At 37.8% G+C, this 16,171-nt stretch carries 12 protein-coding genes and 1 pseudogene; 2 read left to right on the top strand and 11 right to left on the bottom strand.

Annotation, left to right across the window (positions count from 1 at the left end):
• The 6 genes from msbA to rsmG all read right to left on the bottom strand — a co-directional run bounded on the left by msbA (position 1) and on the right by rsmG (position 5,503).
• Positions 1-1,761, bottom strand: coding sequence for a lipid A export permease/ATP-binding protein MsbA (gene msbA, locus ACZBKJ_RS05335; RefSeq protein ID WP_463199901.1), 1,761 nt, complete (start codon positions 1,759-1,761; stop codon positions 1-3).
• The gene (locus ACZBKJ_RS05330) at positions 1,758-2,195 is read right to left on the bottom strand and encodes an ExbD/TolR family protein (protein WP_463199900.1); all 438 of its coding nucleotides are present in this window, start codon (positions 2,193-2,195) and stop codon (positions 1,758-1,760) included. The genes msbA and ACZBKJ_RS05330 overlap by 4 nt, the downstream gene beginning before the upstream one ends.
• Positions 2,196-2,226: 31 nt before the next feature.
• Complete coding sequence (locus ACZBKJ_RS05325) at positions 2,227-2,895, bottom strand: MotA/TolQ/ExbB proton channel family protein (RefSeq protein ID WP_463199899.1); 669 nt, start codon at positions 2,893-2,895, stop codon at positions 2,227-2,229.
• 116 nt (positions 2,896-3,011) lie between these two features.
• Positions 3,012-3,989, bottom strand: a complete 978-nt coding sequence (locus ACZBKJ_RS05320; protein WP_463199898.1) for a ParB/RepB/Spo0J family partition protein — start codon at positions 3,987-3,989, stop codon at positions 3,012-3,014.
• A 36-nt stretch (positions 3,990-4,025) separates the two neighbouring features.
• Entirely contained in the window at positions 4,026-4,793 is a 768-nt protein-coding gene (locus tag ACZBKJ_RS05315; protein ID WP_463199958.1) for a ParA family protein, read from the bottom strand.
• Positions 4,787-5,503 carry a 16S rRNA (guanine(527)-N(7))-methyltransferase RsmG gene (gene rsmG, locus ACZBKJ_RS05310; protein WP_463199897.1) on the bottom strand — a complete coding sequence of 239 codons (717 nt, stop codon included), beginning with the start codon at positions 5,501-5,503 and terminating at the stop codon, positions 4,787-4,789. Before rsmG ends, ACZBKJ_RS05315 begins: the two co-directional genes overlap by 7 nt.
• A gap of 110 nt (positions 5,504-5,613) precedes the next feature.
• Between rsmG and ACZBKJ_RS05305 the strand changes: the two genes are divergently transcribed.
• Entirely contained in the window at positions 5,614-7,977 is a 2,364-nt protein-coding gene (locus ACZBKJ_RS05305; protein WP_463199896.1) for a Lon protease family protein, read from the top strand.
• A 68-nt stretch (positions 7,978-8,045) separates the two neighbouring features.
• Positions 8,046-8,690: an endonuclease III gene (gene nth, locus ACZBKJ_RS05300; RefSeq protein WP_463199957.1), complete on the top strand. Its 645-nt coding sequence runs from the start codon at positions 8,046-8,048 to the stop codon at positions 8,688-8,690.
• Positions 8,691-8,735: 45 nt separating this feature from the next.
• Here nth and ACZBKJ_RS05295 read toward each other — a convergent pair whose 3' ends face one another.
• From ACZBKJ_RS05295 to ACZBKJ_RS05275, 5 genes and pseudogenes are all read right to left on the bottom strand, one after another.
• Positions 8,736-10,280, bottom strand: coding sequence for a pyridoxal phosphate-dependent decarboxylase family protein (locus tag ACZBKJ_RS05295; RefSeq protein WP_463199895.1), 1,545 nt, complete (start codon positions 10,278-10,280; stop codon positions 8,736-8,738).
• Positions 10,281-10,353: 73 nt separating this feature from the next.
• Positions 10,354-13,452: a type I restriction endonuclease subunit R gene (locus ACZBKJ_RS05290; RefSeq protein ID WP_463199894.1), complete on the bottom strand. Its 3,099-nt coding sequence runs from the start codon at positions 13,450-13,452 to the stop codon at positions 10,354-10,356.
• 38 nt (positions 13,453-13,490) lie between these two features.
• Positions 13,491-14,132, bottom strand: a complete 642-nt coding sequence (locus ACZBKJ_RS05285) for a restriction endonuclease subunit S (RefSeq protein WP_463199893.1) — start codon at positions 14,130-14,132, stop codon at positions 13,491-13,493.
• 5 nt (positions 14,133-14,137) lie between these two features.
• Positions 14,138-14,602, bottom strand: a complete 465-nt coding sequence (locus tag ACZBKJ_RS05280; protein WP_463199892.1) for a restriction endonuclease subunit S — start codon at positions 14,600-14,602, stop codon at positions 14,138-14,140.
• 7 nt (positions 14,603-14,609) lie between these two features.
• A pseudogene (locus ACZBKJ_RS05275) lies at positions 14,610-16,157 on the bottom strand (type I restriction-modification system subunit M).
• Positions 16,158-16,171: the final 14 nt, after the last annotated feature.

The following is a 16,171-nucleotide window of genomic DNA, read 5'->3' as shown; positions in this document are numbered from 1 at the left end:
TTATAAATCATCATCTTGTTTGAAGGTGCGTTCATACATGACTTTATAAATGCCATTTTTTGCTAAAAGCTCATCATGTGTACCAATCTCGGCAATTTTTCCTTTATCCATTACCACAATACGGTCGGCGTTTTCGATGGTTGATAAACGGTGTGCAATCACTACTGTAGTGCGCCCTTTCATGATAGTTTCTAAAGCTTTTTGTACAAAAAATTCCGATTCATTATCCAGTGCTGATGTTGCCTCATCCAAAATCAAAATTGGAGCGTCCTTTAATAAGGCTCTAGCAATGGATAATCTTTGTCGCTGACCGCCTGACAATTGCAGCCCATCAGTTCCGATAAAACTGTCATAGTCATTGGGTAAATCCATAATAAAATCATGAGCATAAGCGGATTTTGCTGCCGCTTTTACTTCATCAAATGATTTATCACCCAATAAACCATAAGCGATATTTTTTCTAACCGTGTCTGAAAATAAAGTGATTTTTTGATTTACCATAGTAACTTGTTTACGCAAATCCGCCAAATTGATTTGCTCAATGGGTGTATTGTCAATCAGCACTTGCCCACTACTTGGTTCAATGGTGCGAGTCAATAAATTAACCAATGTGGTTTTGCCACTGCCAGAACGCCCAACAATTGCAACCGTTTCACCAGCTTTAATGTGTAAATTAAAATCGGTTAAGGCGTGCACGCCATTATCGTACTGCAAATTGACTTTTTCAAAGCGAATATCACCCTGCACATCTATAATTTGACCGCCTTTATCGTTTTCTTCTACCGCATCCAACAGATGAAAAATAGACACTCCCGCCGCAATGCCACGCTGAAGTTTTTGATTAACATCGGTTAAAGCTTTGATGGGACGAGCTAAAAGCCCTGCCGCCACCAAATATGCAGCAAATTCGCCTGCGGTGGTATTACCAAAGACTTCAGGACGCAGCGACAGCCAAACCACAAAACACATGCCCATCGCCATTAGCAGCTGCACCATGGGCGTATTAATCGCCGCAAAAACACTCATCTTCATGCCTTGGGTTAAATTATCTTTGGATGCTTTATCAAATCGGGCTTGCTCATAGGCTTGACCGCCATAGTTTTTAACCACATCAAAACCAGTGATTGCTTCATTGGCGATATGACTGATGGCTGACATGGACTCTTGAATTCCCATAGACAAACGGGCAAATTTTTTGGAGACTGTTTTTATCAGCCAGAAAATGGGTGGTACCACCGTTAAAAGTACCAAAGTAAGTCGCCAATTAGTATAAAACAGATAGCCAAACAAAGCGATGGTTGTAATACCATCTTTTAATAAAGTTGTTAAAGAATCGGTTGTTGCAGCGGTTACTTGCTCAACATCAAAAATCAGCTTGCTAGAAATGGTTCCAGCTGGATTATATAAATAAAAATGACTGGGTAATTTTAATAACTTTTTAAATACTTCTGTACGAATTTCATAAACCAAACTGCGTGCCATAAATGCTGAATAATAACCGCCTAAAAAGGATGCTAAGCCGCGACAAATAAACAATAAAATCACCAAAAACGGAAACCAGAATTTACGGGTTTTATCATCTTGGTTGATGGCATCAATGATATATTCAAATAATTTGGCACTGGCAACTTCTGAACTTGCCCCCATAGCAAAGCCGATTACCACCAAAATAAACGCCCACCAATAGGGTTTTAGGTAGGCGATTAAACGTAAAAAAACGGCAGTTTTGTTATTAATATCAAAGGTTGTTTGTTTGGTCATGGATTTTCACTTTTTCTTGCACTAATTGGCACAACGGTGCTGATATTAAGATTTAAAAAACCCATTTTTCCCGCCACATCCATCACTTTAACCACTGACTGATGAGAAGCGTTGGCATCTGCAGCAATGACAAATAATTGTTTACGGTTAGAACCTGCTTCTTTTTGTAGCATATTGATGAGTTCTGCTTCACTGTTATTTGCCAATGCAATGCCATTTACTAAATAACTGCCATCTTTTTGTACAGCCACCTCAATTTGCTTGCCTTCATTTAAAACCTTAACCCCTTCAGCCTCTGGCAAAATAATGCTTAAACGACTAAAATGATTAAATGTTGTTGCCATTAGCAAAAAAACAATCAAAAACAACAAACAAACAATCATTGGGGTAAGATTGATTTCTAAGGGTTCCACAGTGGGTTTTCTAAAACGCATTTTATCGCCTTCAGTTAAATCAGTAAACCGCTTAAATGTTATCCAGCTCAAAATGAGCGGAATTTTGATTGGTTTTTTGAGTATTTGGTATCAAATGATAATCGTACATTTCTTGAATCAAAAGCCCTGCTTCTGTTTCAAATTTAGCATTGATATCTACAATGCGTCTTTGGTAAAAACGATATGCCACCAGTGCAGGAATTGCCACAAACATACCGCCTGCGGTGGTAATCAACGCTTGAGATACGCCTTCAGCAAGCATCGCAGGGTCTTGCATGGCTTTACCTGATACTGCTAAAAACGATGAAATAATCCCCAAAACTGTTCCTAAAAGCCCAAGCAGTGGCGTAATTGCACCAATGGTTCCTAACATGTTGATGTTTTTTTCTAAGGCGTGAATTTGTACGCTGGCACGATTTTGCATATGCATGGTCATTGAATCCAGACCATACTGTCTATAAAGTAAACCCGTAGCCAAAATATCACCCAATGGTGAGTGCTCCTTGACTTCTTGTAAAAAATTTTTACCCAAATCACCCTTACTGCGTAGCTGACCAATTAACTCCTCTCGCATGCCTTCTGGGGCAACTTCCGAGAATCTGAGCACCTTCGCACGTTCAATAATGATAACCAACGCGACCACCGAACATAAAATGATTGGCAACATCAACCAACCGCCGGCTTGAACCAAACTCCACATAATTTAACCTTTATTTATCCAATAACCATCAATGAATTGCAGTATCATTACTACTGCGTTAAGGTTGCAAATTTTATACCTTTTTTTTATTCAACCTGCATATTTCAATCAGGATATTATAACGTTATACCAAGTTGTTTTATAATTTCCGCCAATTCATCATCACTGTGAAAAAATATCTCCAAACTGCCTTTGCCTTGGGTGTTTTGCTTAATTTTTACCATGGCACCAAAATAATCCGATAACTTTTGATTTAATAATACAGTGTTAGGATTGTCTTGGGTGGTTTTAATTTTATGAGCTGCGTCTTGATTGCCATTTTGTGGGTCAAGTATAGATTTGACTAATTTTTCAGCATCGCGTACCGTCATTTTTTGCTGAATGATTTTTTTAGCAATGATTGGCTGCTGCTGGCTAGATAATGCTAACAGGGTGCGAGCATGCCCCATATCCAAAAAACCATCAGCTAACAAATCTTTTACTTCATTATTAAGCTGATTTAAGCGTAAAAGATTGGTTACGGTTGCGCGAGCTTTGCCAACCACATCAGCAATCATCGCATGACTCATACCAAATTCGCTATGAAATCTTTGCAAAGCCTCTGCTTGCTCCAGCACCGTCAAATCTTCACGCTGAATATTTTCAATCAAAGCCAGCGCAATTGCCACTTCATCAGATAATATACGCTCAATGGCTGGAATTTTGGTAAGCCCTGCCATTTTTGCTGCTCGCCAACGCCTTTCGCCAGCGATAATTTCATGGGTTACTTTTTCATGCTCTTTTTTTTCGTTTGCCAATAGCGGACGGATTACAATTGGCTGCATAACGCCATGTTGACTAATCGAACTGGCAAGTTCTGCCAGTGATGTTTCGTCCATATTGCGTCTAGGCTGATATTTGCCTGATTGCAAAGTATTGACATCGACATCGGTTAATATCAAATTTTCATTATCGGGCAGTTTATCACCATCTTGAACAGAATTTAAGGGCGATTTTATAGGGTGACCGTCTTGGGTAAATTGTTTTTCTTTTTTGATGCTGTTCATTAAGGCACTCAAGCCGCGAGCGCTGCCCAAACCACGTTTTTTTGTCATAATATTACCCATCCAATCTATTCAAATTTAAATCGCCTATTTTTTAGGCATTTTGTCCAAAAATTCCTGCATAAAATCACGATATGCCTTGGCACCCGTTGATGATTTACTATAAGAAAAAATGGATTTTCCAAAACTTGGTGCTTCGGCAAGACGAATGTTTCTTGGAATGTAGGTTTGGTATAATTTATCACCAAAATACGCTAAAAGCTCTGAACTGACATCTTTGGTTAGAGTGCTTCTGCCATCATAAAGTGTGCGCAAAACTCCATAAATTGTTAGATTGGCATTAAATTCTTTTAATCCATCAATGGTTTGCAGTAAATCGGCAACCCCTTCTAATGCATAATATTCGCATTGCATTGGGATAATCACGCCGTCCGCCGCTGATAGTGCATTGACCGTTAATAGGCTTAAACTAGGTGCACAGTCTATAATGACATAATCATAGTTTAACTTGCTATTTCTTAATGCATTTTTTAATAAAAACGCTGCATCTGACTTTTGGTTTAAAGCAGTATCAATGCCTGACAATTCACCGTTTGCACCAAGAACATCAACACCGTTTTGGGTGGTAACTTTAACATCTGTAATAGCAACATCATCCAATAAAACATCAGCAATGGTATAATCTAGGTTATTTTTATCTAGCCCAAAACTGGTTGTAGCATTACCTTGCGGGTCCAAATCAACTAATAACACTGATTTTTTAGCAAAAAATGCTAAAGCATCTGCAAAATTAACTGCTGTGGTGCTTTTTCCAACGCCGCCCTTTTGATTGGCAATGGCTATAATATTCATGATTTTTCCTTGTTGTTTGTCAAAGTTTTGATATAAACCACGCAGCGGCTTTCGTTTAAGCCAGGAACACTAATAGGGGTGGTTTGAACAAAAAAATCTGGGTTAATAGCCCTTAGGGTTTGTACGTCCTCTTCGGTTGGCATTTTGCCTTTCATCGCATAAAAAACACCATTTGTTTTTAAATAAGGCATCGCAAGACTGACAAAATCATTTAAAGATGAAAACGCCCTAGACGTAATAATATCATATGGCTTTGTGGTTTGATGGTTTTCAATACGCTCATTGATGGGTGTTAAATTTTTAAGCGCTAACTCGCCTACCATTTGGCGAATAAAACGAATTTTTTTATTATTACTATCCAAAGCGCAAATCTGCCAATCGGGTCTAAAAATAGCCAAAATTACAGCAGGCAGTCCCGCGCCTGTGCCAATATCCAAAAGACAAATATCCTGTTTATCCAAAAATGGTAATTTTGGCAAAATCGCCAAACAGTCAAAAATATGTTTGACTAAAGCATCCTTTGGGTCGCTGATGGCAGTTAAATTATAGGCTTTATTCCACAATAATAGTCCATCTAAATAATGTAACAATTGATAAACTTGCTCATCCGTCAATAGCAAATCCAACGACCCAGCTGCTGTTTTTATTTGATGAAAAAAATCCAAAGCCACATGATTAATTTTTGAATAAGTTTTTAAATGAGTTGTTGTCATTGTCGTCAATTATCGTGATAGGTTTTTATGCAAACTTGCTATTTTATCATGGTTTTATCTGTTACAATAGCACAAATTTACCATAACTTATCAAGTATTGTTATAGATTCATGACCAAACTGATACAACAAGACCCACAACATCTAACTCTTTATGATTTAGATTATCACACTGACCCAAACACGTTGCCCAAACGCCACCAGCTAAAAAAATTTGATGTATATTTTGGGCAACAGCGAGCGCGAGAAGCTATTTGCACCGCTTTGGATATAAAACAACCAGGCTATCATATTTTTGCATCGGGCAGATTAGGACTTGGTAAAAAAACATTGATTTTAGAATTACTCACCCAGCATGCCAAATATCAACCAACGCCTGATGATTGGGTCTATGTATATAATTTTAAGGATGCCAATCGTCCATTGGCTCTTAATTTTGAGGCTGGTACAGGGCTAAAATTTGCCCAAACAGTTCATGAAATTTTTAAAAAAGCCAAAAAAAAATTACGGATAAAATTTTCATCGCCTACCTACCAGCGCAAAATTGACCGTCTAAAATTAGATTTTTCAGATACTCAAAGCAAATTTTATGAGCGATTGGATAATGATGCCAAAAACCATCACTTAACATTGATTATTAATAATGACGGTCAAGCTGATTTTATCCCTAGTCGTACAGCTGATAAACCTTTGGATACAACAGTAAAAAATCAATTACTAAAACAATATTATGATATTGAATATCAATTAAATGGCTTAGAAAAAACGCTTTACCAACAACTAGACGCCCTTTATCACGATGCTGCTTGTGCAATCATTAAACCGCTTTTTGCTGTTTTATTAGATGCATTTACTGCGCCAAAGGTTCATCAGTATTTAATCAATCTTCAAGATGATATGATTAAAAATGCATCTTTTATCACAGAAGAAGCTGATGGTTTTTTTGGCAATTTCCAAAACCCCATTCCTGCTCGTTATTTTGTCAATGTACTAAGCCATCACAGCAAACAAACAGGCTGTCCTGTGATTTTTGCAGAAAGCCAGTCATCAAGCTACGCCAAACTGTTTGGTTCAATCCAATACACCACTGAGCAAGGCACGACCTATTGCGACCATAGCATGATACAGTCGGGTTTATTACACCAAGCCAATGGGGGTTATTTGGTGTTAAATGCTCAAACGCTTTTTGAGTATTCTTACGTTTGGCAAGGGCTAAAAAATTCACTACAATCCCAAAAAATCACCCTTTGCAATCTTGATGAGCTGTTTACCACAAGCACAAATCTTTCTTTAACGCCTGATGATATTCCTTTAGATGTTAAAGTTATTTTATTGGGGACGCTCGATTTATATTATGATTTGGTAGAAAACGACCCCGATTTTGAACGTCTATTTAAGATTCGGGCAGATTTTGATGATAAAATCGCAAAAAATGCTGAAAGTACGCTTTTTTTAGCACAAAAAATAATCAAAATTGTTAAGGAAAATAAGCTGCCGCCTTTTGATAATACAGCCATAGCAGCGATTTTAGATGAACTTTGCCGCCTAAGCGAGAATAAAAATTTCTTTGATTTTCATAAAGATACCTTAAATAATCTGCTGTTTGAATCGGCTTATATCGCCCAAAAAGTACAAAGTCCTTTGGTGCTAAAAGCGCACGTTAAAACCGCTTTACAAAATCTAGAAAAACGCCATAGCCATATCTCATCGCTGTATTGGCAAGAAATTAAAAACGGTCATCAATTATTTAGTATGTCAGGCAGCGCAATCGGACAAATCAATGCATTGACGATTTTAGATTTTGGTCATAATGATAACGACAAAGATGCCTTTGGTTTGCCATGCAAAATCACCGCTCTAATTCAGCCTAATTTTGGCACAGGCGACGTTTTGGATATTGAGCGAGATATTGAACTGGCAGGCAACATACACGCTAAAGGCATGCTCATTATGGCAAGTTTTTTACGGTCGCTGTTTGGCGAATTTGGCGAACTTAATTTTAGCGCATCCTTGGCAATGGAGCAAAATTACACATATGTTGATGGCGATAGTGCCACACTCGCTCAAATGTGTGTGCTGTTTTCGGCGCTGGCACAAGTTCCAATTCAGCAAAACCTTGCCATTACAGGTTCGATGAATCAATTGGGTTTTGCTCAAGCAGTTGGGGGCGTTAGCCAAAAAGTTACAGGATTTTTTAACGCCTGTCAAATAGATGGTTTGACTGGCAATCAAGGCGTGATTCTTCCCAAAAGTAATGTGCAAAATTTATTATTATCGGATGAGATTTTAGAAGCGATTGACAATAAACAGTTTCATATTTATGCCGTATCGCATGTTTTTGAAGCCTTGGCACTACTAACAGGGCAAAGCGTCTGTGATAAAAATAAACGCGGTGATTACAAAAAAGACAGTTTGTTTGGTAAGATTATTAGCCGTTTTACACTTTGGGAAAAATCATTTAATAAAAAATCATGAACAAAACACCTTCTAAATCCAAAAAATTAACCACCACAAAAACCGCTCAAACGCCACCTTCTCGGCGTATGAGTAAAGAAAAAGTGCATCAATTTTTTCAAATTTTAGCTCAAACCATTAAAGAACCAGTTACTGAATTAAATTATTGCAATGAATTTGAGCTTTTAATTGCGGTTATTTTATCAGCTCAAGCAACTGACAAAAGCGTCAATATTGCTACAAATAAACTTTTTAAAGTTGCCAATACCCCAAAACAAATACTGGATTTGGGTGTGGATGGTTTAAAAGAATACATCAAAACCATTGGGCTGTATAATGCCAAAGCAAACAACATCATCAAAGCCTGTCAGGATTTACTGGATAAATTTGATGGCAAAGTACCCAATACTCGAGAAGATTTGGAATCACTGGCTGGTGTTGGACGAAAAACCGCTAATGTGGTGTTAAATACTGCTTTTGGTCAACCTGTCATGGCAGTGGATACGCATATTTTTCGAGTAGGAAATCGCACAGGGCTTGCCACTGGCAAAACCGTTAGGCAAGTTGAAGATAAACTAATGCAGGTCATCCCCAAAGAATTTTTACTGGATGCGCATCATTATTTAATTTTGCATGGACGCTACACCTGCATGGCGCGCACGCCTAGATGCGGTGCTTGTCCTGTTTATTTGGTATGTAATTTTAAAGATAAAACCAAATGGGCAGAGCAATAAAATAAAAAAACCGATTAAAAATCGGTTTTTTATTTTGATCTAATTTTAAGCAATTGGTGGAGTATAAGTACCGTTTTGAATATCGGCTTTGATTCGATAAGCCTCTTTTAAAACATCATTTAATAACGTTTTTACGTCATCCAGTGTTGCAATTGGACTTAGAGTGGTCATTTTTAGGGACTGAACATTACGGTTTTTATCAATAACTCGAGTAACGCCAATATTGGCTTCACCGCGCGCAAACAGTTCATCAGCGACATTTTGATTTAAGCTATCAATGAATTGTTCTGGATAATCTTTTGGTGCAACTCTAAATAGCACAGACGCAAATTGTGGTTCAACCAAAAGCTCAAGCTCATCGGTGTTTTTAATGTATTCTGCCACTTCACGGGTTAAATCCACGCCATGGTCAATCATGGAACCGTACAAATCTTCACCAAGCGCTTCTACCGTTAGCCATAATTTTAACGCATCAAATCGGCGAGTGGTTTGCAAAGATTTAGATACCAAATTTGGCACGCCATGTTCTTCATCATAAGCTGAATTTAGATATTCGGCTTCATAATGCATAAATCGGTAGTTATCTTTATCTTTTAATAAAAATGCGCCGCAGGATATAGTTTGGAAGTAATGCTTATGAAAGTCTAGTGTAACTGAATCCGCCTTTTCAATACCTTGCAGTAAATGACGGTATTGATTGGACAAAATCAGCGCCCCACCCCAAGCAGCATCGACGTGCAGCCACGCACCACAAGCATCGGCAATATCACGAATGGCATTCATATCATCGATAGCACCAGCATCAGTTGTGCCAGCGGTGGCGACAATGCAAGCAATGATTTTGCCATCGTCGCTAAGTTTTTTAACAATCTCTTGTAAAGCACTGACGTCCATTTGAGCGCATTCATTAACAGGCACAGCAACCACTGACTCAAAACCCATGCCCATCATTGCCATATTTTTTTGAACGCTAAAATGAGCATTTTCTGAACATAAAACTTTAACTTTTTGAATGGCTTCTGGTGGCAGACCATTACGCTGCACCGACCAAGGTTTACCATCTGCTGCTTGATAATGTTTGGCAATGCAGGCATCGCGAGCTAAAAGTACGCCCATCAAGTTAGACTGAGTGCCACCTGACGTAAATACGCCAGCGTCGCCAGTGCCAAAACCCACTTTTTGACGAAGCCAATCAATTAATAAAACTTCCATCAAAGAACCCGATGGGCTTTGGTCCCATGAGTCCATAGATTGGTTGGTGGCATTAATCAAAACTTCAGCAACTTGGCTGGCAACCATAGTTGGGCAATGTAGATGCGCCAAAGAATGCGGATGGTGAACTTTTAAGCTTTTATTTAAAAATAAATCAATTGCCCGCTCCAAAGCACCATCCAGCCCCAAGCCTTCTTTGGATGGTAAAAAACGAATTTGAGACCGCAATTGGCGAATGCTGCCGCCCGTATACATTTTATCGTCATCAAGCCAATTTTTAACCGCTTGAATGGCACGATTCATAGCGGTTTCATACTCTAAAATGGCTTTTTCATCTTTACAAAATAACGTTTGGCGGTGTTTGGATAAATCAGACATACATGCTCCGAATTAATATTTGTTTCATTGTAACATGGTTTGGAAAATTTTTTTTATAAAAACCACCTGCACACTATTTGATAAAATCAATTTCTTTAAACTTCTTAACAAAGGCATCAATTTTTTGGAAAACTCTTCCTTTTTTGTCATGGTATTGCGGATTAAGTGGGCTCATTTTGGGTAGAGCATCATTTAAATCCGTACCTTGCTCACTCGCGTATCCACGTTTTAAGGATACGTTAATATAACGTTTTGCCGCTTCAATATTTAATCCTTCACTGCTAATTAATTCATTGGCTTCTTTTTGTAGCTCTTTTTGGGCAAATTGGAAGAAAGATTCAATAATACCAACTTTATCAGCAATGTTATCCAAGTCAGTTTGATTAATAAAATCCACAATCAAAGTTTCTTTGGCTCGGTTTCCTAGGCTGGCTCGGGTTGTGGTTCGAATCTCATCAATGAGTTCAGATTTATTTTTGATTTTTTTGTTATGTTCAAAAATCAATTCTAAAATGTAATCTAAATTAATTTCTTGGGATTTTAATAAATCCACTTCAAACACCACATCATCCCAATCAATGGTTGATTTGGCTTTTTCATCCCCTTCTTTTTGGCGACAGAGCCAATCGCGAATATCGTTGTAAGTTGAACGGTAATTCTGAATGCTGCGTTCACTTGGCATATCAATCGGTTGCATTTTAGCAAAAGCATCATCTGTTAAATAATAGTTTTCTTTAAATGCTTCAACAGCTTTTACATCGCTGATATCAAGCGATTGAAATGCTTGTAAGGTAGCGAACTCATCATAGTTTTGCAGAATGTTTTCAACCTGCAAATATTCACCAAATAATTTTACAAAGGCTTTTTTATCTTTTTCGGTTTGAATTTCATCTGGATTTGGGAATCTTTCTTTTAACTCAGTAATGACATCCAAATACCCACGACGGGCCACGCCAGCATCGGTAAAGCCTTCCATATATTCTTGGTAACTTTTTTCTAATACGATATTGCGCGTATTGGATTTACCGAAAAGGGTAATCGCATCAATGGTATCTTGTTCCAAATCACGGAAGGTTACGATGTTGCCAAAAGTTTTGGTGCTGTTGTAAATGCGGTTTGTACGAGAATAGGCTTGAATCAAACCATGATAGCGAAGATTTTTATCCACAAATAACGTGTTTAAGGTTGGGGCATCAAAACCGGTTAAAAACATCCCAATGACAATCAATAAATCCACTTCTTTATTTTTGACACGTTTGGCTAAATCACGATAGTAATTTTGGAAGGATTTACCATCCACATTATAATTCGTCTTAAAATAGCCGTTATAATCGTCAATCGCTGATTTTAAAAATTCTTTGGCAGTAGAATTCATCGCATCCACTTCAAGGCTTTCATCGGCAATATCGCCAACCGCATCTTGTTGGTCTTCATTGGCTGCAAATGAAAAGATTGTCGCAATTTTTAGTGGATTTTTGATCGCACTTTGTAACTGTTTAAAAGTTTGATAATAAGCTTTGGCCGCATCCACGCTACTTACAGCAAACATCGTATTAAAGCCATTATTACCGGCATTAAAACGATGAGTCTTTTGTCTAAAATTATCTAAAACATATTGGGCAATTTGCTTGATACGTTCTGGGTGTAAAAAAGCTTGTTTCTTCTCAAGTGTGGTCAGTTTTTCAAGATTTTTTTCGGTTTCAATACTCTTAAATTGTGGGCGAACATCATTGTAATCCACTTTAAATTTCAACACTTTTTCATCACGAATCGCATCGGTGATAATGTAAGAATGAAGTTTAATGCCGAACACGCTTTCAGTGGTTTCCGCACCCAATGCATTATCTGAAAAAATCGGCGTGCCAGTAAATCCAAATTGATAGTATTTTTTGAACTTTCTCGTTAGGTTTTTTTGCGCTTCACCAAATTGAGAACGATGACATTCATCAAAGATAAAGACGACTTGTTTATCGTAAATCGGTAATTTAGCTTCGGATTTCATCAGGTTATTGAGTTTTTGAATCGTAGTAACAATAATTTTGTTATCGTCTTTTTCAATATTGAGTTTCAGTCCAGCCGTACTTTCCGAACCATTCACGCTATCTGGCGAAAAGCGCTGGTATTCCTTCATGGTTTGATAATCCAAATCTTTTCTATCGACCACAAAAAACACTTTTTCAATAAAGTCTAATTTGGTTGCAAGGCGTGCGGCTTTAAAGCTGGTGAGCGTTTTGCCTGAACCGGTGGTGTGCCAAATGTAGCCGCCGCTTTCTTTATTGCTCCAATTTTTAGCCAAATAAGAACTTTTGATTTTCCATAAAATACGCTCAGTGGCGGCAATTTGATACGGACGCATAATCAATAGGGTATCGGAAACATCAAACACGCAATAATTCACCAACACATCAAGCAAAGTACGTTTTTGTAAGAATGTTGCCGTAAAATCCTTTAAATCTTTAATTGGAGTATTTTTTGCTATCGCCCAATTCATTGTAAAATCATAGCTGTTTTTATCGCGTTTGGTGGTGTTGGCAAAATAGCGGGTATCTGTGCCGTTGGAAATAACAAAAATCTGAATGTATTTAAAGAGCGAATTTTCTTTATTAAAACTTTCTTTGCTGTAACGATGAATTTGATTAAAGGCTTCACGAATCGCCACACCACGTTTTTTGAGTTCAAGATGCACAAGCGGTAAACCATTCACCAAAATTGTCACATCATAGCGATTGTTATAGCTGCCAGTTTGCTCAAATTGATTAATAACTTGCAAGGTGTTATTGGCAAGATTTTTTTTATCTAGCAAATAGATGTTTTGAATGTGTCCATCATCAAACACAAAATCATAAATAGAGTCCTCATGAATTTTGCGAGTTTTTTCAATCAAGCTATCGCTCGGTTTATCCAAATATTCCTCTAAAAAACGCTGCCATTCAGCATCGGAGAAAACCACATTATTTAAGTGTTGTAATTGTACCCGTAAGTTTTTAACCAGTGCATCATGATTATTAAGACCCTGCAAATACTCATAGCCTAGCCTCTGCAAATCACTAATCAATTCACGCTCAAGACTTCCTTCTGTTTGATAGCCTGCATTAGGTTCTTCAACAAATTTGTCATATTGATTTAAAACGATAAAATTGTTGGATTCGGCGATGGTTTTATGTTGGGTCATAAGGGTTCCTTATCATTAATTTTTTTCTGCCCTACGGGTTACGAGAAATTTAATAGCAATTCTCGGTAATATTCATACCTCTTTTGGCTTTGCTTAATCGCCAAAGGCAAGCCTTCAGTGATGGAATTGATGAGAGTTTCAAATTTATCTAAGATTGAAACGATGCGTTGTTGTTTAGGAATACTAGGAATTGGTATTTTAATGCTATTTAGATTCTTCTTATTTAATTTTGGCTGAGCAGCACCTGAAATATAAGGAGTTAAATCTATTTTGTTTAAATAAAATTCAATGAATCGACGTTCTTCGTAAGAGTTAAATTTTAGAATATGGGCATGATTATTTACCCATATTTTTCCAGTGGCACTAAATGCAATAGGCGTATTTCTAGCTAATAAATTAGCCCCATCTTCAGAAATAAGTAAAAAATCTCCATCAAATATGTAATCCCCTACATAATCAACAATACCAGAAGCTCCATAATAAGGAATTTTACCTGAAGTACGTAAGCCACTTGTAATAGGTTTTCTTTTAGAATCTAAATTTTCTGAAATTTGATCTAGAGTTTTCCACTCAAACCCAACCTTCCCAAGCTCTTCTTCACTTAACAATTTCTCCCGATAGTATTGATATTGTTTTTGACGTAGTGTAAGCTCGCTGGTAAGCGCTGTCAATGCGTCCAAAATTTTTACGATTTCGGTTTGAACGGAGAGTGGGGGATGGGGATTTCTAATTTTTTTAGCTCGCTAGCGTTTAGCGCTGGAATCCCTGTAAAAGAGCATAAATTATGAATCTCTTTTTGAAAATGGAGCAGTATATGGTAAAGAAAGCGAACATTTAATTCATATTCTGATTTGATTGTTACAGAATAATTAAGATTTCCTCGGAAATATTTACCTTCTTGCCAAGTAATTGAGCCAACGCCAGCACCTCTTGTTGTAATACCAATAGGATCATTTTCAGTGTTCCACTCATCAATAAATCCTAAGGGCTCACGTCCACTGTTGATGACAGGGTATATTCCAGGGTTTTGTGCAATAATATTTTTGCTAACTGACTGACCTGTTTTTATATCAGTGACTTTTCCTAAGGGTTTCCACTTCACCTCAGCCTCATCCAATAATTTTTCTAAAAAAGTGCGGTTGTTTTTCATGGTGTTTTTACCCCTTAATCTCCGCCACAATCTTATCAATCTCGGCACGCAAGCGGTCAATATTGGCAACGGTTTGTTTAATTTCTGCGTTGAGTTTATCGATATCAATCACTTCTCGAGTGTCTTTTTGCTCCACATAAGAACTCACCGCAAGGTTGTATTCATTGTTAACGATGTCTTCAAAGAACACGGATTTGGCTAAATGTGGCACATCTTTTTTATCGGCAAAGAGTTTGAGAATTTGCTCAATATGTTCCTCCTCCAAAATATTGTTATTGGTGGCGGATTTAAATAAACCGCTGGCATCGATAAATTGGATTTTTGAACGGTTTGAGTATTTTTTGGAAAGCACCAAAATATTCACCGCAATACTGGTACCATAAAATAGATTGGGTGCTAAGGCAATCACCGCGTCCACATAGTTATTATCCACCAAATATTGGCGAATTTTTTGTTCGGCACCGCCACGATAAAAGATACCGGGGAAGGAGACAATCGCCGCGCGACCTTTTGCTGAAAGATAACTTAACGCATGCAAAATAAAGGCAAAGTCCGCTTTGGATTTCGGCGCAAGTACGCCGGCAGGAGCAAAGCGTTCATCGTTAATCAGCGTTGGGTCATCCGAGCCAATCTATTTCACGGAGTAAGGTGGGTTAGAAACGATAGCATCGAAGGGTTTATCCTCGCCGAATTGCGGATTCATTAAGGTGTTGCCAAGGGCGATATCAAACTTGTCGTAGTTGATGTTATGCAAAAACATATTCATACGAGCAAGGTTGTAAGTGGTGTGATTAATTTCCTGCCCGAAGAATCCCTCTTCGATGATGTGTTCATCAAATTGTTTTTTCGCTTGCAATAATAAAGAACCCGAACCGGCCGCCGGATCGTAAATTTTATTAACTTTATCTTGTCCATATAAAGCCAGTCGAGCAATCAGCTTGGAAACACATTGTGGCGTAAAGAACTCACCACCCGATTTACCGGCATTAGCGGCATAGTTGGAAATTAAAAATTCGTAAGCATCACCGAATAAATCAATATGATTATCTTCAAAGTCACCAAAATCTAACTCGGCAACGCCTTTTAATACAGCAGCTAGACGGCTGTTTTTATCGGCAACGGTATTACCTAATCGGTTGCTGGTGGTATCAAAATCAGCAAATAAGCCTTTGATATCCTGTTCAGAAGGGTAGCCTATGGCGGAGTTTTCAATGTCGTTAAAGATTTGTTTTAATTCGGTGTTAAGATTTGGATTGGTGTTGGCATTCGCCACGACATTTTTAAATAATTGGCTCGGGTAAATAAAATAACCCTTGGTTTTTACCGCATCTGCTTTAATTTCTGGCGTGATGATGTCATCAGATAAGCCAGCATAGTTCACGCTTTTATCACCACCTTCAATATAATTAGCAAAGTTTTCGCTAATAAAGCGGTAGAAAAGTGAGCCCAAAACGTATTGTTTAAAATCCCAACCATCGACAGAACCGCGGACATCATTAGCGATTTGCCAAATACGGCGTTGAAGTTCGGCGCGTTGTTGAATGCTTTTTGTCATAATTTTCCTTAAAT

This window comes from Moraxella sp. I5G (assembly GCF_055193055.1).
Note: the sequence above shows the minus strand (reverse complement) of the source record. Positions and strands in the feature narration are given on the sequence as shown.